Below are 23967 nucleotides of genomic sequence, written 5' to 3' on the forward strand. Positions count from 1 at the left end.
AAGCTATTGCACTTCGCAGTTCAAACAGAAGGCGTACTGACCTTTTGGATCGTTGAAGCTTTGCATCATGCTCGCGTCTTGTTCAAACTGTTGCGCGACTGGCTGAAGGCTCTTAGGTAAGAAGCTCGTTGCGTCAATACCGAGTGATACTTTGACTTGGTTCATGAACTCTTGAACAAATTGCTCTGTCGGTGAAAGTGGTTCTTCAACCCAGTAGATTTCGTAGTTCTCTACCTCAGCCAGTTTTGCTGCCAGTTTCACAGCATCATCGAAGTCACCCATTTGGTCGACTAAACCGAACGACAGTGCATCTTGGCCTGTCCAAACACGACCTTGTGCCACTTTATCGACTTCGTCTAATGACATATCTCGGTTTGAACCAACCAGAGAAATAAAGCGTTTGTAGCCGTGCTCAATACCCAACTGGAACGCCTCAGAAGCGCCGGTAGAAAGACCTGTCGTGATGCCATCACCAGAGAATGGAGACGTGCCAACACCATCTGTGCTGATGCCAAGTTTGTTGAAACCTTTCTCGAACGTCGTGATAACGCTGAAGATACCAATTGAACCAGTTAGAGTCGTTGGTTGAGCAACGATCTTATCTGCACTCATAGAGATCCAGTAACCACCAGACGCCGCAAGACTCGACATTGAAACCACGACAGGTTTACCTGCTTCTTTCAGCGCTTCTACTTCATTACGAATGACTTCAGACGCAAACGCGCTACCACCAGGGCTATCAACACGAAGTACAACCGCTTTTACTTTGTCGTCATTGCGCGCTTGACGAAGTAGACTTGCAACCGTATCGCCGCCAACAGTGCCGCGTGGTTGTTGACCATCCATGATTGTGCCGCTTGCGACAACCACTGCAATGTCGTTTTCTGAAGGAGTGAGATTAGGGCGCATGGTCGCTAGGTAGTCGTAGTAACCAATCGCGTTGTAGCTGTCCTTACCATCGCTACCAAACTCTTTCGCAAATAGCTTACGTACGTCTTGGCGAGTAGCCAGTTCGTCGACTAGGCCCATTTTTACGGCCAGCTGAGCGATGTCGCCATCAACCGACTTCATCTCTGCAAGCAATTCATCCATAGTTGGATTTAATACTTTGGCGTCGATTTTGCGGTTGGTTGCGACGTCATCAACAAATGCGCTCCATAGTTGTGTGATCCAACGAGTCGCTGATTCTTTTGCTGCGTCTGACATGTCATCGCGGATGAATGGTTCAATCGCGGATTTGTAAGTACCTACTCGGAATACGTGCGTTGAAACATCGAGTTTCTCTAACAAGGTTTTGTAGTACATGGAGTAAGAGCTATAACCCTTAATCAATACGCCACCATCGGGTGCTAGAAAAACTTTATCAGCGTAACTTGCAAGGTAGTATTGGCTTTGATTATAGAAATCACCCACCGCGTATACTGGTTTGCCTGATGCTTTAAACTCGTTCAGTGCTTTTGCAATGTAACGAAGCTTAGTTAGGTTAGTTTCTGGCATATCACGCAGAGCAAGGACAAGGCCCGAGACTTTAGGGTCGTCTTTTGCGTATCGGATGGTATCGACAATGTCGAATAACACGTTTTCTTTCGGAATTTCGTTACCTAAAACCGAACCAGCAATGGAATCCATTGGGTTAACGTAACGACGTTGCTCAACGATCGGTCCCGATAAGTTCATAACCAACGCCGATTCTTTATCAATGACAGGTTGACCTTCTCCAGTGTAGGTAAAGGCAAAGTAGAAGACAGCAATCATCACTAAAAAGATCAGGTTCACTAGCGCAAGTCTGACAAAGGTGATGGCTTTCCATATCCCCTTGAATATCAGACCAATAAATTTGAAGAGTTTTTTCATCTTGTCTCCATAACGAGATAGTCTTTCCCTAATCTTACAAAGTATGGGTTCTTATCTCTAAGATCTCAAAAGATAACAATTTTTTTAGCTTATCACGCTCATTCACAATTGGCATAGTTTAACGTGAGATTGACGCGTGTTGCAAAATTGTAAACACTTGTTTGATTTTTTGGTTTTTGCGGCGTACTGTGGTCAGACCACAACAATAAAAATGGATGTTTAGTGATGTCTGCCATGTACCCAAATTTGTTAAAGCCATTGGACTTAGGTTTTACACAGCTACGAAACCGCGTCCTGATGGGATCAATGCACACTGGTCTAGAAGAGCACAAAGAAGGACTACAAAAGCTTGCGGCGTTTTATGAAGAACGTGCCAAAGGCGGTGTAGGTCTAATCGTGACGGGCGGTTTCTCTCCAAACCTACGTGGCCGATTACATCCTTTGAGTGCAGAATTCAGTAAGCCAAAACATGCCAAAGCACATAAGGTTGTGACTGAAGCGGTGCACAAACACGGCGGCAAAATAGCCCTACAAATTCTCCATGCCGGACGCTACGCGATGCACCCATTCGCCCAAAGTGCTTCGGGTATGAAAGCGCCTATCGCCAAATTTGCACCAAGCGAAATGAGTGAGCGCCAAATCAAAAAGACCATCGATGCTTTCGCTAATAGTGCAGAGCTGGCTCAGCTAGCGGGCTATGATGGTGTCGAGCTGATGGGCTCTGAAGGTTATTTGATTAACCAATTCTTATGTAAACGTACCAACATGCGTTACGACGACTGGGGTGGCAGTTATAAAAAGCGCATGCGCTTTCCGGTTGAAATCGTTAAAGCGGTGCGTAAAGCGGTCGGTGAGAAATTTATTATTATCTTCCGTCTTTCCATGCTTGATCTGGTCGAGCAGGGCAGTACGTTTGAAGATGTGATTGAGCTGGCAAAAGCGCTGGAAGAGTCCGGTGTCACCATCATCAACACTGGTATCGGCTGGCACGAAGCGCGCATTCCGACCATTGCTACTCAAGTTCCTCGTGGTGCATTTACTTGGGTGACAGAAAAAGTTAAACCTCACGTCTCAGTGCCAATCATTACTTGTAACCGTATCAATACCCCAGATGAAGCCGAGCGAATTCTTTCTTCAGGTCATGCCGATATGGTTTCGATGGCGCGTCCATTCCTAGCTGACCCTTACTTTGTTGCCAAAGCAGAGCAGGAAAAATCTCAACTAATCAACACGTGTATTGGCTGTAACCAAGCTTGTTTGGACAATGTGTTCAAAGGCAAAAGAGCGAGTTGTTTAGTTAACCCGCTAGCGTGTTACGAGACGGAAATTGTTGTTGAAGAAGCATTCAAGAAGAAGAACATTGCGGTAGTAGGTGCCGGTCCTGCTGGTTTGGCTTGTGCGACGACGTTGGCAGAACGTGGGCACAAAGTGGATCTGTTTGAGAAAAACGACCGCATTGGCGGCCAGTTCCGTTTAGCGATGCAGATCCCGGGCAAAGAAGAGTTCCGCGAAACCATCCGTTACTTTGCGAACCGCATTGAAGAAACGGGTGTGAATCTTCACCTAGAGACAGAAGCCAATTACGACTTGCTGACTGAATACGATGAAGTCGTCATGGCATCGGGTGTTGAACCTCGCAAGGTAAAAATTGATGGTATCGATAACCCAGAAAAAGTGATCGACTACCAAACACTGATTCGAGATAAAACGCCTGTTGGTGAGAAAGTTGCGATTGTTGGGGCTGGTGGTATCGGTGTTGACGTAGCGACCATGATCACCGAGCCGGTAGGTCAAACATTAGACGACTGGCTGCATGAGTGGGGCATTGATAAAGAGATGTCTCAACCGGGCGGTTTGTATCCTTACCCTGACGCAGTGAGCGATAAAGAAGTATGGGTGCTGCAACGTCGTAAAGGGCGTGTTGGTAAAGGGCCGGGCAAAACCACGGGTTGGATTCATAAACGTACGCTAGAGAAACGTGGTGTTCACCTTTACGGTGGGGTGTCGTACGACAAGATTGATGATGCTGGCTTACACATTCATGTAAATGGCAAAGAAGAGCTGCTAGAAGCGGATAAAGTGGTGATTTGTGCAGGGCAAGAATCGGTTCGTCCGTTTGAAGACAAGTGGCATGAGTTGGGCGAGAAACTACACATTATTGGTGGCGCAGATCATGCGGGTGAGCTCGATGCGGTTCGTGCCATTCGCCAAGGCGTCAAACTTGCTGTGAAACTCTAAAACGTAACCTTAACTCATAGTTGTTTCATTCGTTCTTAACTTTTTATCGCTGCGCCAAGTGCGCAGTTTTTTTTGTTCTAAATCCCTAGAAAACAGGTTGTTATTCGAAAGTTTGGATTATGCTAAAGTGAGCTGCGTAAAAATAATAATTCAATCAAATAAGGACTTGCTCATGGAAGCTCTCGATCTTTTGCTCAACCGTCGTTCTATTGCCAAGTTGTCTGAGCCTGCGCCAGAAGGTAAAGCGTTGGAGAATATTATTCGTGCAGGTCTGCGCGCGCCTGATCACGCGGGTTTAACCCCTTGGCGTTTTGTGATTGCTCAAGGCGATGGCTTAAAGAAACTGTCGGACATTCTTGTTAGAGCCGCTGAAGCGGAAAACAGTGAAGAAGCGGTGGTTGAAAAAGTAAAAAATGCCCCGTTTCGTGCGCCAATGGTCATCACGGTGATTGCGAAGGTGACAGAACATGAGAAAGTCCCTGCATTCGAGCAATACCTGTCAGCAGGCTGCGCGGCACAAGCGATGCAAATGGCAGCGGTAGCACAAGGTTTCCAAGGTTTCTGGCGCTCGGGTAAGTGGATGTTCCATCCTGAAGTACATCAAGCTTTTGGCCTTGAAGGCGAAGATCAAATTGTAGGATTCTTATATCTTGGCACACCAGGCTGCACTCCAATGAAAGTGCCAGAGCGTGACCTGTCTCAGTTTGTTGAGTTTCAGTGAGCTAGAAAGTGACGCTATAACTGTTCATCTGTACAGTTTTCCTTGATTTGTTAGGGCTACATTAGATAATGTGGCCCTAATTATTATGATTTCCAAAACCTTATGTCTCGTCTGTTTATTGCTGAAAAACCAAGTCTAGGTCGCGCGATTGCGGCTGCACTACCAAACCCTCAAAAGAAAGATCAAGGCTTTATCCGTTGTGGTAATGGTGACGTCGTGACTTGGTGTATCGGTCACTTGTTAGAGCAAGTTGAACCTGATGCCTACGATGAACGCTATAAAAAATGGAATATAGCTGACTTGCCGATTATTCCCCAACAATGGCAGTTAAGACCGAGAAAAAGTGCCAGTAAACAGCTCACGGTAATACGTAAACTCCTTAAAGATGCGACAGAAGTTATCCATGCAGGCGACCCGGATCGAGAGGGTCAACTGTTGGTGGATGAGGTGTTGGACTACTGTAAGCTCTCCAAAACCAAGAAAGAAGCGACACAACGACTTCTCATTTCAGACTTGAACTTACCCGCGGTTAAGCGTGCATTAAGCTCGATGCGCAGCAATCGCGATTTTATTCCTCTTTCTGTTTCAGCTTTGGCGCGTTCTCGCGCTGATTGGCTTTACGGAATGAACATGTCTCGCGCCTATACTTTGCTGGGCCAAAAAGCAGGTTACCAAGGCGTATTATCGGTCGGGCGAGTTCAAACTCCTGTACTTGGTTTGGTGGTACGTCGCGACGAAGAAATCGAAAACTTTGTGCCTAAAGACTATTTCACTCTGCATGCATTGATCCCTTATCAAGATCAAAATGGTCCGTTTGATATTCGCGCTCGTTGGAAGCCAAGTGAGGCATGCAAGCCTTGGCAAGATGAAGAAGGTCGAGTTCTTAACCGAAAGCTTGTCGAGAACGTGGCGAATCGCATTGCGAACCAACCTGCGAAAGTCACGGAATCCGAGCAAAAGCAAACGAAGCAGTCTGCGCCACTTCCTTATTCATTATCAGCCTTGCAGATTGATGCTGCCAAACGCTATGGCATGAGTGCCCAACAGGTTTTGGATACTTGTCAGGCGTTGTATGAGAAGCACAAACTGATCACGTACCCACGTTCTGATTGTCGTTACTTACCGATGGAGCATTATTCGCAAGCGGGTTCTGTCACTTCCGCTATTGCTAACAATGCCAAAGAGCTACAAAGCGCGGTGCAAGGTGCGGATTTATCGCTTAAGTCTAAAGCGTGGAACGACAAAAAAGTCGATGCTCACCACGCAATCATTCCAACACCAAAACAAGCGAATGTGAATGCATTATCAGGTAATGAGATGAAGGTGTATCAGCTCATTGCCCGTCAATATTTAATGCAATTCTATCCAGCTGCAGTTTATGCGGAAGCGAAGCTCGTCTTTGATATTGCTGGTGGTACGTTTATCGCTAAAGGTCGCCAGCTTGTTTCTCCGGGTTGGAAAGCGTTGATGGGGAAAACGGACAAAGAAGACGATGGTATCGATGCTGTGCCGCCACTCGCTGAGGGCACCGTGCTGACTTGCCGTGAGGGTGAAATCAAAGATCGTAAAACAGAGCCACCAAAGCATTTTACTGAGGCAACATTGCTTCAAGCCATGACGGGCATCGCTCGTTATGTGGCAGATAAAGAACTAAAGAAGATATTACGTGAAACCGATGGTCTGGGCACAGAAGCGACGAGAGCTGGCATTCTTGATACCTTGTTCAAACGCCAATTGCTGACTCGTCAGGGGAAATCGATTTTGAGCTCACCAGCAGGACGTGGCTTGATCCACGCTTTGCCAATGGACTCGACGTACCCGGATATGACTGCGCATTGGGAACACCAATTACAAGGAATGGCAGAAAGAAACCAAGCATATCAACCTTTTATGCAAGCGTTAGAACAACGTATAGATGGGCTGATGGGCGAAGTGAAATCAGGTCCGATTCCGGAATCTCTGCGTCATCTTCCTAAAGTAGAGCGACCAGCATTCAAGCGTAAGAAGCGCAGTTACAACAAATCTGGTGCATCAAAAACGACTACCACCAAACGTAAATCCTCTAAATAACTCATGTTTACTTACGATCAAGCGGCACCATCCAGTGCCGCTTTCTTATATTAAGGTCATGGCTAATCGAACAAGTTCTCGTTCTTGTCGATTGCGCCTCTGACGTCATCTTGAGTTAATACTCGTTTACCTAAATCCTGTTTTACTTGTCGTCCTAAGTCGATGAGCGTATCGCGATTCGCTTGAGTTTGACGTTTACCTGCACTTCTTAAGCAGTAATTGAGCTCATGATCTTCACTGAAATTCACCAGATCTTTATCTGCTGCCATGGTTACTCTCCTTAGTGGGGTTAATACCTCACTAAGTCTGGATAGGAAACGGTGAAATTCAAGTTAAGTAATGAGATTGGAGAAGTGGAGAATGGGCGACGAAACTAGGAACCTTTCGTCGCCTAACGTTAACTTATTGATAGTTGACTATTACCAAGGAAGTTCGGTGCCATCATAGTTAATAAACTGCCCCGAATTTTCTTGCGTGCTTTGCTCAATCACTTTTGCTAAACCATTAGCTGACGTTTGGGTGTCGATAAGCGCATTGGGCCCACCCATTTCAGTACGTACCCAGCCCGGATGAAGTGCCAAAACAGTGAATCCCTCATCGGTTAGGTCATTACTCAAACTTTTTACAACAGAGTTGAGTGCTGCTTTGGAAGAGCGATATATGTAACCACCACCAGAGGTGTTTTCCGTCATGCTGCCGACTTTAGAGGAGATACACGCAATTTTTTTCGCTTTGCCTTGTTGTAGCAGCGGATAAAAGCTTTCCACTAACTTCAATGGAGCGATGGTATTTATCTCGAAGACTTGTCGCCACTCTTCGATGTCGGTGTTACCAAAACCATAGCCTTTAGGTCCGTAGTAACCAGCATTGTTGATCAGCAGATCGATTGCTGGGAGTTCGCTTGCGAGCTGGGCGACTCGTTGGTAATCCGTCACGTCCAATTCATGTAGCACCAAGGTATTATAACGCGATGCTAATGCGTGTAGTTCTTTACTGTCTGCTAGGTTACGGCTTGTCGCGTGAACTTGAGCGCCTCGTTGCAAATAGAGCTCGGTTAAACTCAAGCCGATACCACGATTCGCACCAGTAATAAAGACTGTCTGACTCATGAGTACACCTATCTGTCTGATTCAATAAGGTTAAGTGGAAACAGAACCATTGTGTTAGCTAAGGGCGATAAAATCAACTAACCACCATGCACCTAACATCATCGACATGAACAGAGACATCGCGCAGAAAGAACCAAAGAAAGCGCCGAGTATCGTATATAAGGTTTTGTTCATAACAGGTAGAAATTTAATTGATATTGAAAATCATTGTCAATTAAATTTCTTTTTAATCAACTCTGGGAGTTGGTACTATTTCACAACGTTTTATGAAAAGAATGTCTCATGCTGCCACTGATTTACCACCCTATTTACTCGCAACTCGATCTACCAGATGGTCACCGTTATCCGATCATGAAATATCGTTATCTTTATCAAGCTGTGATGGAGAAGCTCGCGAGTGAAGATTGGGGAGGGCAAATTGAATGCTTCCAACCAAGCCCTCTAAGTATGGATGATATTAAACGCGTGCATGATGGGGAGTATGTCGACTTGTTGGTGACGGGAGCTATGCCTGCGGCCAAAATGCGTCGAATTGGGTTTCCTTGGAGTGAGGCGTTGATAACACGGACACTGACATCCACCGCCGGAACGGTACTGACCGCAGAAAAGGCATTAGAACATGGCGTCGCGATTCACCTAAGCGGTGGCTATCATCATGCGCACAAAAACTTTGGCAGTGGTTTTTGTCTGTTCAACGACCTGGCGATTGCTGCTAAGCACATGCTTGATCATGAACACGTCGATAAAGTGATGATCATCGATAGTGATGTCCACCATGGCGATGGCACGGCAACGATTTGTGAAAGTGAACCCGACATTGTCACCTTGTCTTTCCATTGCGATAAAAACTTCCCGGCGAGAAAGCCAGACTCTGATCTTGACGTCCCTTTGAGTCGTGATACCAATGATGAAACGTATTTGATGACGTTTAAAGAGGTCGTCGAGATGGCGATTAACTTGCATCGTCCAGACATGGTGATATATGACGCTGGTGTGGATATTCATGTCGACGACGAACTGGGGTACTTCAACGTGTCGACGGAAGGCATATTTGAGCGAGACCGTTTCTTAATGCAGTTGATGAAAGACAAAGGTATTCCTGTCGCGGCTGTCGTTGGTGGTGGTTACCGAAGTGAACACGCGGATTTGGTGCCAATTCATATGCAGTTATTAAATGCCGCTGAATTCGTTTTTAAAGACTGAATCTAGAATGTTGAAAATCGAGGTAATGGACTCAGTTCTCGAATGAACATTTAGAGCTGGGAATCCTTTCCCAATTTTATTTTCCTAGCCTTTGACGTTGTCTAAAACAACAAATGGATGGATTTAGCTAATGCAGAAAGAAGATGCTCCTGCCTTATGCCGAGGCGAATACTAGGGGGCTTCGCGGTGTTTAGATAGTTATAAACACCTTACAATTCGCCTGATAAAAAATGTAATCAGCAACTAACCTTTTGATTGGTAAGGTGAGAGCTCAAATTTTTAGTTTTTTAGTGATAATGAGCTATTGTCGGTTAAATTCACTGAGTGGGTGGTTTCTATCACTTTAGGTGCTTTCATTTGCGCGGAAATGACCATTAAATTATTTTCTCGGTGAATTTGAATTCATAATTAATATGTATTTTATAAATAATTGATGTTTAGTTTGCTTAGGGCAGTCAAGTTTATCAATTTATGAATGAGATAGGATAACGCCTTTAAATTCATAAAATTAAATAAACTATTCGGACTGTATATGAACCATCAACGCATTTCCAATACCATCTCTTTTAAAGGGCGAGGGGGAGAGTTTTTTGGCATCTGGATTGTCAATGTTCTACTTTCTATCGTTACGCTCGGAATTTACTCTGCTTGGGCCAAAGTAAGAACAAAACGCTACTTCTACGGTAACACGTACATCGACGGTGATAACTTTGAGTATCATGCCGTGCCAATGCAAATCTTAAAGGGGCGTTTAGTCGCGCTGGCGATTGTATTGGTATGGGGTATCGCAAACTCATTCATTCCCCAACTGGCGCTTGTGCTCTTCCTTCTGTTTTATGTCGCTCTGCCATGGTTGTTATGGAGCAACGCACGATTTGATTCTGCAATGACGAGTTACCGCAATGTTCACTTCTCTTTTAATTCGTCACTAAAAGATGCATACATCACCATACTTGGCCGAGGCTTTGGTGCTGCGCTGGCGGTCATGGTTTTCATTGGTATCTGTGTGGCGGTTGCAAGCGTTTCGCAAGTAGCGTCGGTTATTTTAGGGCTTTGCTCAGTCGTCGTTATGGCTGCACTTTATGGTTGGGTTGTGGTTGGCGTTCAACGCTACTTTGTTAATGGCTACCGTTATGGTGATTGGCAGTTTAGTGGCGAACTTGAAACCAGTTTCTTTGTAAAAACCTACCTGAAAGCCGTAGCAATCGGTCTTAGCACAGCTGTCGCGATTGCGATTGTGGCGGTCATTGTGATGGTTGGGAGCTCAGGGCTAATGGAAGCGGCGACGGGCGACTTAGCTTCACTGAATGAATCTAGCCCTGTCATTACAATGGTTGTCATGTACCTTGGTATGATTGGCTTAACCATCGGCTTGACGGCATATACAGCAACAAGAACTCGTAACTACTTGTTCTCCCAAATGAAGCTAGAAAAAGAAGGGCAAGAAGAAAACAACTTTACGTTTAAGTCTACCTATACAGTTGATGGCTACATGTGGCTGATTATCTCAAACTTCCTATTACAAGTTGTGACCTTGAGTATTGCGAGACCATGGGTAATGGTTCGTACTTCTCGCTATGTTGCTGACAAGACGGTCGTCGTTGGAGACATGAGCCAACTGAAAGCAGCAGACCAAGATTCAAAAGTGAAATCAGCGATCTCTGATGAAGTTGCACAAGCCTTCGATCTCGGTGTTGGAATCGGTTAATGCAGTTTGAAGGAACCGCGTTTCCACCAAAAAGCTCTGAGCGACATCAAGCCAAATTGAATGTCGCTCAAGCTAACTCGCTAAGTTTGGTTGTTGCTGACAATATTTTTAGCTGTGATCAGCAACATGCGGACATTACTGCTCCAGTCGGCAATTTACCCGTCAGATTTAAGCTGCCTAATGGTTGGGTTTTTGTTACTGAACGGACTGAAGAAGTGTCTCGGTGGCTGGAGGCAAATAAAAGGTCGAGCTTGGTTGATAAAATTGAATCGAACTGGCTTGCTTGGCTCGTGTCTGCGATGGCATGTATTGCCGTTGTGCTCGGGGGATATTATTACGCGTTACCTTGGGTGAGCGACAAAGTCGCATACGCGATTCCTGACAGTGTTTCAGTTGTACTCGGCGAAAAGGTACTTCAAAGCTTGGATTCCCGTTGGGAACCGAGCGAGCTGAGTAAAGCCGAACAAGAAGCCATTCGAAGCAGGGTAGAGCAGCACTTAACACAGTTAGAGGCGTTGCCTTACCAAGTAGAGATTGTTTTCCGATCTTCTGAGCTAGGGGCGAATGCGTTTGCCTTACCTGGTGGAAAGATTGTGCTGCTCGATGAATTAGTGGCGTTGTCTAAAAATCAGCAACAGCTGGACAGTATTATTCTTCACGAGCTTGGTCATATTCATCATCGCCACATGTTAAAGAGGTTGGTGTATTCGAGTGTCCTTTCTGTTGGTGTCGCCCTGTTAACTGGTGAAAGCTCTGGCATCGTGGACAATCTTGCCGGGGCAAGTGTGTTTGTGTTGTCCAGTGGTTACTCCAGAGAAGCCGAAATACAAGCCGATGCATTCGCAAGAGAGGCGATGCTCAAGGTTTATGGCGACACAAAGCCGATGGCTGAAATGTTTGAGTTGTTCCGTAACCAAGGTTATGAAGAGTTGCCAGAGTGGTTGAGTACTCATCCAGACCTCGATAAAAGGATTGAGGCAGTGAAAGGAAACTAACTCTTTCATACCAATACTTAACGATGAGAGCTCACTAAATATTAGTGGGCTTTTTTCTTGCGTATTGGAAAGTGCCTAGAGGATTTGACGGACTTTTTCTGAACTTGGCTGAGTGTGGGGACGCCTAGTTCGGGGTTGTGCTCAACTAGGGATTTAGAAATCCCATAATTTTCTGAGCGCTAAAACGACGAAAGTCCATTTATTTCTCAACGAGTTTTCTAAATGTGGGGGAGTGCTGGGCTTGCATTCAAGGAGGGATTTGTCTAAATCCTTCTTACGCCTTCAGATACGAAAAAGCCCACTAATTGCTTAGCGGGCTTTTTCTAAATGTGGCTGAGAGCCGGGGGTGCGTTCAACTAGGGATTTACAAATCCCGTAATTTCCCAAGCGCTAAAACGACGAAAGCCCGTTGATTTCTCAACGAGCTTTCTAAATGTGGCGGAGAGATAGGGATTTGAACCCTAGATACGCTATTAACGTATGCCGGTTTTCAAGACCGGTGCTTTCAACCACTCAGCCATCTCTCCGTTGTTGACGCGAATAATATAAGGCTTTGAAAATCTTGTAAACCCCAAAATGAACCGTTTGGATGTTTACTGCACGATTTTGTGTTGTTTGTGGAGAAAAGAAACGAAAAAGCTCTCCGAGTGGAGAGCTTTTGTTCAATTAATTGCTTTTCGAATAGAAGCGTTGAAGTTCTGTCAGCCCTTGCATTAGCACTGGGAGCTTCGGTGTCGATTCTCTCAAACGCTTATAATTGTCGTCATAGAGCTTATAGTTACCGAATTTGTCTATAACGGTTGTTTGTGAGCTAGTGATAAGTGCGATTTCACGCGTGTCACCAGCTAGAATCCAGCGGCGACGGCTCTCATCAAATAAGTTTCGGCCACTGCTGTAATCGTAAGGGTTTGAAGATACACCCAACATGTCTTGTAAAAGCGTTACAGACAAATCTAAGTGGCTTGTACTGTGCGTAAACTCGGCTGGTAGCATACCCGGCCAGTGAATCACCATTGGTACTTGCAGTTGGTAACGGCTGTAGTTGCTGTTTGCCCCCCAGCTGTTGGTATTGGTTTCGTTAAACTCACTGCCGTGATTCGAGGTAATAACCACGATGGTGTTCGCCAGTAACTCATTTGCTTCCAAATCAGCAATAATTTCTGCAACCGTTTTATCTGCGGATTTCACTGATTGCTCGTAAGCTTTCTTAAATCGTTCGCTGGCTGGGATTTCTTCGTTAGCAGCCATCGGCTCAGATTCAAAGTTGTCGACAGTGGTAACTTCGATGTAGCTAAACCAAGGCTTTTTCGCTTGTTCAGTTAGCCATGTATTCCAAGCTGCAATTGACTGCTTGTCGGTATGGGCTTGTGTACCATCTAGTTCATTAGCCAGATTCAAGCCTCGGAAGATAACTTCTGAATAGAGGTCATCTTCAAAACCATTACCGCTGAATAGACCAAAGCTGTAATCCTGATCTTTTAGTACGTCTAGTAATACTGGCGCACTGCCTTGCGCTTTAATGCTGCTCGCGTAACTGCTTGGTAAGCCATAGAACAAGCCAAATGCACCGTAAGTGTCATTGCTTGAGCTGTAATGGTTCGTAAAGTTTTGATTGTCTTGCGCAAACTTGTACAAGTTCGGCATTTCGTTCTGGTTAAGTGCATCCGCACGAAGGTTATTCACGCTGATCATCAGCACGTTTAACTTGTTACCACGACGATTGAATTCAAGCTTCTCTAGCGGGTAGCTGACTAAATCGATGTTGCCTTGGTTCTCTGCTAAGCGTTTTAGGTACTCTTCACGGTCAAGAAGGCCATGTTTTTCCATAAAGCTCTTCGCCGTCATCGGGTATGACAATGGGAAGTTAGAGCGTTGGCTAGTAATCGGATTGTAGAAGTAAGCATCAGCCCAAATGTAAACCAAATGGCTGGTCATAAAGCTTAAGAAGAACACGGCAGCTAAAGGACGGCCAACGTGTTTATGGGAAAGTTTGCGTTGTTTGCGCCAAACCCACTCAGAAAGAGCAAGCTGCACCAGGAAAATAAGCGGCATCACCACAAAAAGGTGTTGGAGATCGGAACTGATCGCGCTTTTATCTTCGCTAAACAACAGCTCCCAAACCACAGGGTTTAGGTGCAAATTAATGGATTGATACGCTTGAGTATCAATCAATAAAACGGTTTGACCAACCGTTGCGAATATCACTGCCACCAAGCGGAAAAGTTTCCTTGATGGCAGGACAAACGTCAGCGGGAATAGAACTAATAAGTACAGGGCGAAAACAAGGAAGCCAAAATGACCAACCCAAGATGCAGCCAAATAAAATTGCCCCATAAGGGTTTCTGGCCAAGGCGATTGAACGATATAGCGTGTACCTATCAACATCGATGCAACGATGTTGAAGAATGCAAACCAGTGACCCCAACCTACTAGTCGAGATACGCGTTCGCCGTATGAGTTTCCGCTGTCTACCATGTACTTGTTCTATTATCCGTTATTAATGTGTTTTTGGCGCTTCAAGAGAAGACATCAGTGCCTGAGCAAATTTTTCAGCAATAACTTTGCGTTGTGAAGCAGCAACTTGTTGATTTAAGACATTGGTTGCGATATTTCCGGCAATCATTAGCGTCAACTCAGGAGAAGCAGCGTGTTTATCAAGTACAGCACCCACTTCAGCAAGAATTTTCTCTACTTGTTCGTCAGTATATTTAGATGTAATCGGCATAAAGACTCTAATAATGATAGTAAAAGCGGCTTATGATAACCTACAATGCCCAACAACTTAAACCTTGTAGCAAGATAAAATCACTATGAGCCTTCATCTTTCAAACGTTATTCTGCATCAATTGTGCAAAAACGATCAGGACGAACTGGTTGTTAAACTTCGCCCGGCGTCGTTAGAAAACGATACCTCTACTGAAAACCTTGTCGCGGAACTGCATCGCGTATTCCACTCGAAAGCAGGCAAAGGTTTCGGCTCTTTCCAATCAGACAGCGAATTTCAATTTTGGCTTCAAGAAATGCGCAAAGGGGAGAGAGATTTCTATGATTTCTCACAAATTAGTGCAAATCGCTTGAAAGAAGAGCTGATTAAGTACCCATTTGCTGATGAGGGTATCTTAGTCTTTGCTGAGTACCAAAGCTTAGCAACTGACTATTTGTTTATTGGTATCTTGCCAATGAACCAAAGTCTAAAAGTGACTGAAGGCTTGGATATTGATGCGACGGATTACCTAGATATCACTAAGATGGACATTGCTGCGCGCATTGATCTTTCAAGTTACGACACAGACCGTGAGTCAAATCGTTACCTTTCTTACATCAAAGGTCGCGTTGGTCGTAAAGTAGCAGACTTTTTCCTCGATTTCCTACAAGCGGATGTTGGTCTAGATACTAAGCAGCAAAACCAAGTGCTAATGCAAGCGGTAGAAGACTTTTGTGCGGATTCTAAGCTTGAGAAGCAAGAAGCGAACGAGTACAAAAAGCAGGTTTACAACTACTGTAACGAGCAAATCAAATCAGGCGATGAAGTACAAATTTCTGAACTGTCTGGTGAGTTGCCACCAAGCCAAGATGGCACAAGCTTTATGGACTTTACCAAAGAGCAAGGCTACGAGTTGGAAGAATCTTTCCCTGGTGACCGTTCTACCGTACGCAAGCTAACTAAGTACGTTGGCGCTGGTGGCGGTTTGAATATCAGCTTTGATAGCTTGTTACTTGGCGAGCGTATTTTCTACGATCCAGAGACAGACACGCTAACGATCAAAGGCACGCCACCAAACCTAAAAGATCAGTTAAGCCGTAACTAATTGATAATAAGAGAGCATTATGCTCTCTTTTTTTATGTGAAGTGCGCACAGTCAGCGCGTGTTTCATGGTATATGCTTGGTTATTAATAAGAAATAGTCGAGGGAAAAGCATTGCTGCAATTCAAAGAGGGAATGAGAAGAGCTGTCTGGCTTTTGTTTGCTGTGTGGTGTGTATTTGCTGTAGGTATTTGGCTGCAAGCGCAACAAACTATCCGAACTATTTCGACCATTGATGAACTCAGCAGCAAAGTGGACGAGGTGCGCAATATCTTCCACTTCGAATTGCCTTATCGTGCACAACACGTTGATCAAGTCTCTCTTAAGCTTCAACTTGTTTACGCTGTTCGCTTACAACTTGAAAGTGAACATTCTGCCGGATGGGGTTCCCCGGATTTAACTCAGCTACTTTATTCCACAGACCGTTTTCTTGAAGGCGCTAGAACCTTTATTGGGAGCGACAGTGAGCTCGTTGCTCTCGCAGATCAGTTACACAACAGTCGCGAGTCTGCCAGCAATTCAGAGCAACTTCGCACCATGTATTACCGTTTGGGTGCTTTGGTACTGGAAGCCATGTTCAGCGACGCAGCAACAAGTGCTGACACATACCAAGAGCTGGATTCTTTGTTTACTGAGTCACAAAACCTTGAATCCAAAGAACAAGCCTCATTTCAGCGTCGATTAGCCCAAACTTCAAGCGTATTGGCCGCGCATGCGCAGGGGAGCCATCTCTCTAATCAACTGCTTAACCCCGAGTTTCCAAATCAACTCGCTTCAGTGATTAGTACCCTTGAGCAAAAACTGACGTTTTACATCACTTTTCTTGCGTTAGTAAGTGGTTCCTTACTCGCGCTTATCTCCTGGGCTCTATTCTCTAAAACGGCACTTGTGACGGAAGAATCGTTAACGCCAAATAAGAATGAAGAGACGCCAGTCGTTCCATCTACTCCTGTTTTGGAAAAAACGCATATGGCAGAAACGAAACGTGAGGTGGTTGAATATCCAGAATTTATGCTTCAGACAGAACTACCTCGTCCTAAAGAGGATGATGATGCAACGCCTCCGACTCAAAACATGGCGACTGAGAGTGAAGATTCAGACATCAAAGAGCCTTATATTGATATAGAGAAAATGCTCGACTCACTGTCTGGTGATGAAGAGTCAGTACGCATGTTATTGGAAGTGTTCATCCAAGATCACGCTGAAGACAGCGAAAAGCTCAAAGGCCTTATCGCTGAAGGGAAGGACAAGGAGCACGCTCAACGTGTTGCGCACAGTTTGAAAGGGGTATCGGGCAGTATAGGAGCAATGCCTCTACACTATATCTCTGGGGATATCGAATCTTTAATCAAACAAGGCGAGCAAGTCTCAGACGATGAATTGGATCAGTTAGAAGATACGTTACAGAATACAACACTTTTTGCCGAGAGAGTTCTCAATAGTGAAAACATTCGAGAAGTGCTAACGGATTGATATTCCTCTGACTTAAAATAGAAAGGATTAAGGTATTCAAGGGACGCTCGCGAACCTGTTGCCTTGGTTCGTCACTGTTCCTGTTCTACACATTTTGACCATAGGTAATTTCATGTCCATCCGTCGACTGTCCTCATTGATGGTGGCTTGTTTGGTTTTAAGTCTTTCAGGGTGTTCTCTGTTAGAGGTGAAAATCGACAGCCAAACTGTACCGCTCACCAAACAAGAGCTGAACATGCGTATTATGACGCGTGAATATGCTCAGCAATTCTTTGCTCAAGTCGAGCAAGCCGCCGATGTGCTCCAAGAAAACTATGAGCCGAGTGATAAAGTAAACCAATCCTATATTCTGCTCTGGAAGATCAATGCGGAAGAGGGGCTTCAAGCTGCCGCTTACCAAGTTTCACCAATGGCTGCGTTGATTGATACGTGGGTGTTCACTCACCAGATGAACCAGTTCTACAGTGAAGGGGCGGGCAAAGACCTATTTGCGACTGGCGAAGCAAAAAAAGTGTCTGAACATTTGGCAAAAGAAGTCGATAAGCTAGCGAAATCGCTATTGAAGAAAGACGTGTACGAAAAGACTCAAGTATTTGTGGCAGATTTTGTCGAGAAGTATCCTTTTGCTGACTTAAGCATGATCAGAACGCCTGCTTACCGAGCATGGTTGCAAGCAAACCAAATCAGTGAGGAAGAAGCCGTTACTACGCTTGGTACAATGCCTGAAGCCATCGGTGATGTATCCGACCGTTTAAGTTTGGTCTCAGAACAAACACCTAAGATCATGACTTGGAAAGCGCAGTTGCTGGCACTCAACAGCTCAGCAAGTATTGAACAAGTCAACGCAGCGCTAAACAGCTTGAAGGTGACTTCTGAGTCGTTGAAGGACTTTATCGACAACAACCCTGAGTACATGCGTAACTTGGCAGAGCAGATGGCCGTTCAATTGCAGCCTCTTGTGGAAGACATTGACCAAAAAACAGAAGAGCGTTTGTCTCAGTTGAGTGATGAGCGTCAGGCTTTGGAATTGATGGTGGCGAGAGAGCGCCAAGAGATTGCTCAAATCATCACAAACGAACGCGAGAAGTTTGCTCAGGACCTAGACCATGTTTCACAAGAAGTGGTGAATCTGGCGATGGAGAAATTGATTGAGCTTGTAAAGAGCACCATCATCTACTTTATTCTGTTTATCCTAGTGATCTTCTTTGCTCCTCTCGTACTTGGTTATGCCTTAGGTAAGCGCTCTGCGGTAAGAGCCAGCACTAAATCGGCTTAATCGTTTAGAAGTCACAATACGAAATAGCAAACACAAAAAAGGACCGAATCATCGGTCCTTTTGTATTTATGGAAGGTTTCTAGCTATAGAAAGCTGAAGCATTAAGCTGTTTGTTGCTTTAGTTCAGCTTCTGTTTGTTCTTCTGTTGCTGGAGCCGTTGGCTCGCATTTATCAACAAACCAGCCCATGTAAGAAGTAAAGATGGTCACGATGATACACACGAAGCTCAGCCACATGAACGGCGCATACGACAATGTAGCCACACCCAAGATGCTTGCCATGTAGATACCGTTATCGCTCCACGGCACCATACCGGATGTCAGTGTGCCACCAAACTCTGCGTTACGAGATAGGTTCTTACGTTTGTAGCCAAGGCGGTCGTAGTTCTTAGCACAGATCTTTGGAGTAAGAATCAGTGATACGTACATCGCAGAACCGAATACGTTACCCATGAAGGCCGTACCAATTGTGCTGGTTGCCAGTGAACCTGCGCTTTGAACACGTCGTTCGAACAGTTTTGCAATCGTTTCTAGTACGCCAACCTTATCTAGTAGGCCACCAAAACCAAGACCGAATACGATCACGGCAACTGAGCCCAGCATAGAAGACATGCCGCCACGATTTAGAATCGAGTCAATGAAATCTACGCCTGAAGAAATCGCAAATGGTGCCCAAGCGGTATTAAATGCTGTCAGGAAATCCACATCCTGAATCATCACTGCCCAGATAATACCTAGTAGTGAACCGAAGCTGATCACAGGGAAAGAAGGCATGCGCATCGCCAATAGAGCCAATACGATGATCACTGGGACAAAGGAGTAAGGCGTGATGAAAAATTGTTGTTCCATTGCCTGGATAACAGAATCCACTTGGCTCATATCCACTTTACCAGCGAAGTGGAAGCCAAATGCGGTAAACATGATACCTGTGATGATGTAGCTGATCAGTGCGATAGGCAGCATGCCTTTGATGTGCTCAACCACTTCTACATTCGACATAGAAGAAGCAAGGATCACTGAATCTGAAAGTGGAGACATCTTGTCACCAAAGTAACAACCCGATAGAACCGCACCCGCAGTGATTGGCGCTGGAACACCAAGACCTTGACCGATACCCATCATCGCAATACCTGCTGTACCCGCCGCACCCCAAGATGTACCTGTTGCCAATGCAGTCAGAGAACAAATGATCATGGTCGCCAGTAAGAAGATAGAAGGGTGAATGGCTTTCAGACCGTAGTAGATGATGGTTGGTACGATACCACCTGAGATCCAAGTACCCACTAAGGCACCTACAGCAAGAAGAATAAGCACTGCGCCCAAACCATTAGAAATACCGTTTAGTGCTGCTTTTTCTAGGTCTTTGTATTGATGGCCGAGTCTTAAGCCCAATAGCATGATAATGAACCAGCCAATGTACAGCGCGAGCTGAATTGGAAGGTCTAGTTTGGCAGTAAATGAAAATGCCAAAAGAAGAAACAAACCTAGTGAGATAAATACCTGTATCAGACTAGGAAGACGTGTTGTAACTTGCTTCATATGTGCCTCTGTCGTTCATGGAGCAATAGAGGAAGGCCGCTCCCTGTTTTAATCGCGCCTAACATACATTAACAAAAATTATATTTCGAACATTTGGTACTTTATCTTGACTTTCGTCCGAATAAACGTTTGCTTGTGAAATTAATAACTAAAAAACTTTAAATTTAATAGTTTGAAATGTTTTGTGGTGTAAAAAATATGTGCTGCAATTGTTGTTTTCTCACTGAGTGGTAAGACCTTATCGCGTGACGTTTACAATTTTCTGGGCTGAATTAGATGGTTAATCAATAAGAAAAGAGAAGAAAATAACTGGGATTATAAAAATTCGCGGCAAACGTTAAAAAAGTTGTGTTTATTTGCAAATTAGGGCTTGAGATTTTGTGGCGAAAATTGAACTATGGAGAAAGTTTCAAAAATATACATGGAGAGTTAATGCGATGAGAGTAGGTTTAGTTGGTTGGCGTGGCATGGTCGGTTCAGTTCTGATGCAGCGCATGGTTGAAGAGAAAGACTTCGATCTGATCGAGCCAGTTTTCTACAGCACGTCTCAAATAGGTATCCCAGCTCCAAACCTAGGTAAAGCAGCTGGTCTACTTCAAGATGCGTTCGATATTGACAGTTTAAAACAGCTTGATGCGGTAATTACGTGTCAAGGTGGTGGTTACACAGAGAAAGTTTACCCGGCTCTGCGTCAAGCGGGCTGGAAAGGTTATTGGATTGATGCCGCGTCTACGTTGCGTATGGCAGAAGACTCCATCATTACCCTAGACCCTGTGAACTTAGCGCAGATTCAACAAGGCATTCACGGCGGCACTAACACCTTTGTTGGTGGTAACTGTACCGTTAGCTTGATGCTCATGGGCCTTGGTGGCCTGTTCGAGAAAGGTTTGGTTGAGTGGACAAGTGCAATGACGTACCAAGCTGCGTCTGGCGCAGGTGCACAAAACATGCGTGAGCTGATTTCTCAGATGGGTGTGATCAACGATTCTGTAAGCTCTGAATTAGCTAATCCAGCAAGCTCTATTCTAGACATTGACAAGAAAGTTGCCGACACAATGCGCAGCTCTTCATTCCCTACGGATAAGTTTGGTGTGCCTCTAGCTGGCTCTTTGATTCCTTGGATCGACGTTAAACGCGATAATGGTCAGAGTAAGGAAGAGTGGAAAGCGGGTGTAGAAGCGAACAAGATCCTTGGTTTCCAAGATGCGCCAGTGCCAATCGATGGTACATGTGTGCGTATCGGTGCGATGCGTTGTCACTCTCAAGCATTGACTATCAAGCTTAAGCAAAATGTACCAATGGATGAGATTGAAGAAATCATCGCAACGCATAACGATTGGGTTAAGGTGATTCCAAACGATCGTGACATCACGGCTCAAGAACTCACTCCAGCGAAAGTAACAGGTACGCTTTCTATTCCAGTAGGCCGTCTACGTAAGATGGCAATGGGCGATGACTTCCTAAACGCATTCACAGTCGGTGATCAGCTTCTATGGGGTGCTGCAGAGCCACTACGCCGTACTCTACGCATTATTCTTTCTGAGAAGGCTTAATTTGTCTCAACTCTGAGATGTCTATTTTGAAAGCGCCCAACTGGGCGCTTTTTTGATATTTCAATGACAGTAAGCTGACTTTTGTTGCATAACGTTGCCACGAATTTAATCAATTGGAGTGCGGTAATGAAACAGAATACAAAAGGTTTTACTCTCATAGAGTTAGTGGTTGTCATCGTAATTCTCGGCATTTTAGCCGTTGTTGCTGCACCTAAGTTTTTAAATCTTCAACATGATGCTAGAGAAGCAGTTATCAAGGGACTGGGTGGCTCTGTTCATAATGCTGCAGAAATGGCTTTTGGCAAAACCGCTGTAGAAGGAATGGAACATGAAAAGTCTTACAGTATTGAAGGTTACGGTTCCGTCCAATATGGTTATCCGGCTGTTCAAAAGGGAGGGATGGAAAACTTCCTAGATATCGAGTCTGGATATCATGATCTAACGAAAGAGTGGGTATGGGGTGCGCACAACAATGGGTCAGTAAGCAATCCTGATACTTGGATAGTGACTCGATCGGAATATATTGACGCTGATCCTGGTGACGAAAGCACGTACAACAAAGCGATTGAAGATACACAATGCTACGTGAAGTACACCGCGGCAATGGAGCCGGGTGATGAATACAAAGTGGAAGTGTTTACTGGCGGTTGCTAAATCGAGAATAGGCCTTGCACACGGAAAATGTTTGTGTATTGAGAGCCAAAAGTTATGTAGAAGCCGATGTGAATTCATCGGCTTTTCTGATCGTGGAGTTGGAGTACGAGGGTGCTCAGAATGCAACGTTCCAATACTCGGAAGCGCTCTGCTGGAAGGTAAGTTAAAGAAACCAGATTCTAAAACGCGTTGACAGAATCTATTCCCAGAAAGACAAAATATCTCCGATTCCCGATTCCCGATTCCCGATTCCCGATTCCCGATTCCCGATTCCCGATTCCCTACAAAACCTCTAACCCTTGTTTTTGCAGCATGTCGATCAAATCAATAAGAGGCAGTCCGACTAGCGTATTCGGATCTTTGCCGACTAACTTCTTAAACAGGCAAATTCCCATCCCTTCGCTTTTAAAGCTACCAGCACAGTAAAAAGGTTCTTCTCTATCGACATAACGTTCGATTTGTTCACGCGTCAAATCTCTAAAGTGCACTTCAAAAGTATCGAAACCGACTTCTGTGTGATTAGTTGCCGAGTTGTGGACAGCTAGTCCGGTATAAAAAGTGATGGCTTTACTGCTTTGAGCCAATAATTGTTTGATGGCGTTTTCTCGGTTTAACGGTTTACCAACGATATTGCCGTCAATGACACACACTTGGTCGCTGCCTATCACCAAACAGTCATGTGTTGTATCACAAGAAGTTGCTTTACCAATAGCAAGTCTTTGTACCAGTTCTAAAGGTGTTTCGTTAGCTAAAGGGGTCTCATCGCAGTTGGGTGACAAGCAAGTAAAAGGCACTGCTAGTTTTTCCAGCAGTTGTTTACGAAAAGGGGAGGTTGAGGCTAAAACCAGTTGGTAATTTTTCATTTTGAATTACAATTCGCACAAGCATTTCCAATAGGATAATCGATCAAAATCGATTCTGGCTAATGCTCTCTATATTAAGCGTAAAAAAGTACAACTTTTTTGCCTTTTTCTTTGACTAATTTTGATTTGGAAGATAATATTCGCGCCCTATGCAAAAGGTAAAAATACCGCGAACGGTTGATCCGGCGAAGTCCGCACAAAAACGATTAGATTACGATGGCATCATCCAAGCTAGTCTTTTCAAGCGCTTAGCGGAAACAACTGAAGGCGTAAAACGCGACGCAGAAGTCTCATTGTCATTTGATATTGATGAACAGCGACTTGTTGTTATCTCTGGTAAAGCTAACATCGAAGTCGATTTAGAGTGTCAGCGTTGTAATGAGGTATTCACACATTTGTGTGAAGTTGAATTCCTTTACACTCCTTACTACGGTGAGAAGACGGAAGAGGAAGCACCAGAAATTTATGATTTGGTAGATCTAAATGAGTACGGTGAATTAGACCTTATACAACTAGTTGAAGACGAGTTCATCTTAACATTACCTCAAATCGCAATGCACGATGAAGCGGATTGTAGCGTTGATTCAAATAACATGGTTTTTGGTGAGATTCCTGAAGAAATTGAGGAAGAAAAACCGAATCCATTCGACGTTTTGAAAAATCTGAAAAAGTAACTGGTGTGGTAGCCGCTTCTTCTTTAGGTTTTTAACCCAATAGTATAGGAGTAGGGTCAATGGCCGTACAGAAAAACCGTAAAACTCGTTCTAAGCGCGGTATGCGTCGTTCACACGATGCGCTAACTACAGCTGCACTATCTGTAGACGCGACTTCTGGTGAAACTCACCTACGCCACAACGTAACTGCTGAAGGTTACTACCGTGGTCAAAAGGTTATCAACAAGTAAGG

At 44.7% G+C, this 23967-nt stretch carries 20 protein-coding genes and 1 tRNA gene; 13 read left to right on the forward strand and 8 right to left on the reverse strand.

Features of this window, described 5'->3' with window-relative positions; translation table 11 throughout:
* Positions 1–3: 3 nt before the first annotated feature.
* Positions 4–1854, reverse strand: coding sequence for a signal peptide peptidase SppA (gene sppA, locus QTO06_RS00555; protein WP_331406499.1), 1851 nt, complete (start codon positions 1852–1854; stop codon positions 4–6).
* 225 nt (positions 1855–2079) lie between these two features.
* On the opposite strand from sppA, the gene QTO06_RS00560 reads away from it, so the two are divergent.
* From QTO06_RS00560 to QTO06_RS00570, 3 genes are all read left to right on the forward strand, one after another.
* Complete coding sequence (locus QTO06_RS00560; protein ID WP_199460124.1) at positions 2080–4092, forward strand: NADPH-dependent 2,4-dienoyl-CoA reductase; 2013 nt, start codon at positions 2080–2082, stop codon at positions 4090–4092.
* A 172-nt stretch (positions 4093–4264) separates the two neighbouring features.
* Positions 4265–4813: an NAD(P)H nitroreductase gene (locus tag QTO06_RS00565; protein ID WP_038896083.1), complete on the forward strand. Its 549-nt coding sequence runs from the start codon at positions 4265–4267 to the stop codon at positions 4811–4813.
* Positions 4814–4915: 102 nt separating this feature from the next.
* Positions 4916–6883: a DNA topoisomerase III gene (locus tag QTO06_RS00570; protein ID WP_331406501.1), complete on the forward strand. Its 1968-nt coding sequence runs from the start codon at positions 4916–4918 to the stop codon at positions 6881–6883.
* Positions 6884–6945: 62 nt separating this feature from the next.
* Here the strand turns inward: QTO06_RS00570 and QTO06_RS00575 are convergent, their stop codons facing one another.
* Together QTO06_RS00575 and QTO06_RS00580 are read right to left on the reverse strand one after the other, a co-directional pair.
* Positions 6946–7152 (reverse strand): hypothetical protein, encoded by a 207-nt coding sequence (locus QTO06_RS00575; protein ID WP_331406502.1) that lies wholly within the window; start codon positions 7150–7152, stop codon positions 6946–6948.
* A 150-nt stretch (positions 7153–7302) separates the two neighbouring features.
* Entirely contained in the window at positions 7303–7992 is a 690-nt protein-coding gene (locus QTO06_RS00580) for an SDR family oxidoreductase (RefSeq protein WP_331406503.1), read from the reverse strand.
* A 282-nt stretch (positions 7993–8274) separates the two neighbouring features.
* Between QTO06_RS00580 and QTO06_RS00585 the strand changes: the two genes are divergently transcribed.
* From QTO06_RS00585 to QTO06_RS00595, 3 genes are all read left to right on the forward strand, one after another.
* The gene (locus QTO06_RS00585; protein WP_331406504.1) at positions 8275–9195 is read left to right on the forward strand and encodes a histone deacetylase family protein; all 921 of its coding nucleotides are present in this window, start codon (positions 8275–8277) and stop codon (positions 9193–9195) included.
* A 532-nt stretch (positions 9196–9727) separates the two neighbouring features.
* Positions 9728–10903, forward strand: a complete 1176-nt coding sequence (locus QTO06_RS00590) for a YjgN family protein (protein WP_331406505.1) — start codon at positions 9728–9730, stop codon at positions 10901–10903.
* The gene (locus tag QTO06_RS00595) at positions 10903–11898 is read left to right on the forward strand and encodes a M48 family metallopeptidase (protein ID WP_331406506.1); all 996 of its coding nucleotides are present in this window, start codon (positions 10903–10905) and stop codon (positions 11896–11898) included. The genes QTO06_RS00590 and QTO06_RS00595 overlap by 1 nt, the downstream gene beginning before the upstream one ends.
* Before the next feature lie 436 nt (positions 11899–12334).
* Here the strand turns inward: QTO06_RS00595 and QTO06_RS00600 are convergent.
* From QTO06_RS00600 to QTO06_RS00610, 3 genes are all read right to left on the reverse strand, one after another.
* Positions 12335–12425 (reverse strand) — tRNA-Ser (locus QTO06_RS00600).
* Positions 12426–12564: 139 nt separating this feature from the next.
* Positions 12565–14373 (reverse strand): DUF3413 domain-containing protein, encoded by a 1809-nt coding sequence (locus QTO06_RS00605; protein WP_005439714.1) that lies wholly within the window; start codon positions 14371–14373, stop codon positions 12565–12567.
* 22 nt (positions 14374–14395) lie between these two features.
* Positions 14396–14623, reverse strand: a complete 228-nt coding sequence (locus QTO06_RS00610; RefSeq protein WP_009707299.1) for a YejL family protein — start codon at positions 14621–14623, stop codon at positions 14396–14398.
* Between the two features lie 85 nt (positions 14624–14708).
* On the opposite strand from QTO06_RS00610, the gene yejK reads away from it, so the two are divergent.
* The 3 genes from yejK to QTO06_RS00625 all read left to right on the forward strand — a co-directional run bounded on the left by yejK (position 14709) and on the right by QTO06_RS00625 (position 18453).
* Entirely contained in the window at positions 14709–15707 is a 999-nt protein-coding gene (gene yejK, locus QTO06_RS00615; RefSeq protein WP_005432897.1) for a nucleoid-associated protein YejK, read from the forward strand.
* A gap of 111 nt (positions 15708–15818) precedes the next feature.
* Positions 15819–17177 (forward strand): Hpt domain-containing protein, encoded by a 1359-nt coding sequence (locus QTO06_RS00620; RefSeq protein ID WP_331406507.1) that lies wholly within the window; start codon positions 15819–15821, stop codon positions 17175–17177.
* A gap of 112 nt (positions 17178–17289) precedes the next feature.
* The gene (locus tag QTO06_RS00625) at positions 17290–18453 is read left to right on the forward strand and encodes a hypothetical protein (protein ID WP_045418408.1); all 1164 of its coding nucleotides are present in this window, start codon (positions 17290–17292) and stop codon (positions 18451–18453) included.
* A gap of 101 nt (positions 18454–18554) precedes the next feature.
* Here the strand turns inward: QTO06_RS00625 and nhaC are convergent, their stop codons facing one another.
* Positions 18555–19991, reverse strand: coding sequence for a Na+/H+ antiporter NhaC (nhaC, locus tag QTO06_RS00630; RefSeq protein ID WP_005439709.1), 1437 nt, complete (start codon positions 19989–19991; stop codon positions 18555–18557).
* A gap of 437 nt (positions 19992–20428) precedes the next feature.
* Here nhaC and asd point away from each other — a divergent pair, with 437 nt between their 5' ends.
* Positions 20429–21544 (forward strand): aspartate-semialdehyde dehydrogenase, encoded by a 1116-nt coding sequence (asd, locus tag QTO06_RS00635; protein WP_331406508.1) that lies wholly within the window; start codon positions 20429–20431, stop codon positions 21542–21544.
* Positions 21545–21670: 126 nt separating this feature from the next.
* Complete coding sequence (locus QTO06_RS00640) at positions 21671–22198, forward strand: type II secretion system protein (protein WP_331406509.1); 528 nt, start codon at positions 21671–21673, stop codon at positions 22196–22198.
* 281 nt (positions 22199–22479) lie between these two features.
* Here QTO06_RS00640 and QTO06_RS00645 read toward each other — a convergent pair whose 3' ends face one another.
* Entirely contained in the window at positions 22480–23061 is a 582-nt protein-coding gene (locus tag QTO06_RS00645; protein ID WP_331406510.1) for a Maf family protein, read from the reverse strand.
* Positions 23062–23210: 149 nt separating this feature from the next.
* Here QTO06_RS00645 and yceD point away from each other — a divergent pair, with 149 nt between their 5' ends.
* Together yceD and rpmF are read left to right on the forward strand one after the other, a co-directional pair.
* Positions 23211–23735 (forward strand): 23S rRNA accumulation protein YceD, encoded by a 525-nt coding sequence (gene yceD, locus QTO06_RS00650; RefSeq protein WP_010449311.1) that lies wholly within the window; start codon positions 23211–23213, stop codon positions 23733–23735.
* A 59-nt stretch (positions 23736–23794) separates the two neighbouring features.
* Positions 23795–23965, forward strand: a complete 171-nt coding sequence (gene rpmF / locus QTO06_RS00655) for a 50S ribosomal protein L32 (RefSeq protein WP_005396978.1) — start codon at positions 23795–23797, stop codon at positions 23963–23965.
* Positions 23966–23967: the final 2 nt, after the last annotated feature.

It is taken from the genome of Vibrio sp. M260121 (assembly GCF_036533715.1).
Lineage (GTDB): Bacteria > Pseudomonadota > Gammaproteobacteria > Enterobacterales > Vibrionaceae > Vibrio.

Coding starts and splice junctions, on each gene's coding strand:
- QTO06_RS00580 (WP_331406503.1), bottom strand. CDS start 7,992: ATGAGTCAGACAGTCTTTATTACTGGTGCGAATCGTGGTATCGGCTTG.
- yceD (WP_010449311.1), top strand. CDS start 23,211: ATGCAAAAGGTAAAAATACCGCGAACGGTTGATCCGGCGAAGTCCGCA.
- QTO06_RS00590 (WP_331406505.1), top strand. CDS start 9,728: ATGAACCATCAACGCATTTCCAATACCATCTCTTTTAAAGGGCGAGGG.
- QTO06_RS00570 (WP_331406501.1), top strand. CDS start 4,916: ATGTCTCGTCTGTTTATTGCTGAAAAACCAAGTCTAGGTCGCGCGATT.
- QTO06_RS00605 (WP_005439714.1), bottom strand. CDS start 14,373: ATGGTAGACAGCGGAAACTCATACGGCGAACGCGTATCTCGACTAGTA.
- sppA (WP_331406499.1), bottom strand. CDS start 1,854: ATGAAAAAACTCTTCAAATTTATTGGTCTGATATTCAAGGGGATATGG.
- QTO06_RS00585 (WP_331406504.1), top strand. CDS start 8,275: ATGCTGCCACTGATTTACCACCCTATTTACTCGCAACTCGATCTACCA.
- QTO06_RS00575 (WP_331406502.1), bottom strand. CDS start 7,152: ATGGCAGCAGATAAAGATCTGGTGAATTTCAGTGAAGATCATGAGCTC.
- nhaC (WP_005439709.1), bottom strand. CDS start 19,991: ATGAAGCAAGTTACAACACGTCTTCCTAGTCTGATACAGGTATTTATC.
- QTO06_RS00560 (WP_199460124.1), top strand. CDS start 2,080: ATGTCTGCCATGTACCCAAATTTGTTAAAGCCATTGGACTTAGGTTTT.
- QTO06_RS00645 (WP_331406510.1), bottom strand. CDS start 23,061: ATGAAAAATTACCAACTGGTTTTAGCCTCAACCTCCCCTTTTCGTAAA.
- QTO06_RS00610 (WP_009707299.1), bottom strand. CDS start 14,623: ATGCCGATTACATCTAAATATACTGACGAACAAGTAGAGAAAATTCTT.
- asd (WP_331406508.1), top strand. CDS start 20,429: ATGAGAGTAGGTTTAGTTGGTTGGCGTGGCATGGTCGGTTCAGTTCTG.
- rpmF (WP_005396978.1), top strand. CDS start 23,795: ATGGCCGTACAGAAAAACCGTAAAACTCGTTCTAAGCGCGGTATGCGT.
- QTO06_RS00640 (WP_331406509.1), top strand. CDS start 21,671: ATGAAACAGAATACAAAAGGTTTTACTCTCATAGAGTTAGTGGTTGTC.
- QTO06_RS00625 (WP_045418408.1), top strand. CDS start 17,290: ATGTCCATCCGTCGACTGTCCTCATTGATGGTGGCTTGTTTGGTTTTA.
- yejK (WP_005432897.1), top strand. CDS start 14,709: ATGAGCCTTCATCTTTCAAACGTTATTCTGCATCAATTGTGCAAAAAC.
- QTO06_RS00565 (WP_038896083.1), top strand. CDS start 4,265: ATGGAAGCTCTCGATCTTTTGCTCAACCGTCGTTCTATTGCCAAGTTG.
- QTO06_RS00595 (WP_331406506.1), top strand. CDS start 10,903: ATGCAGTTTGAAGGAACCGCGTTTCCACCAAAAAGCTCTGAGCGACAT.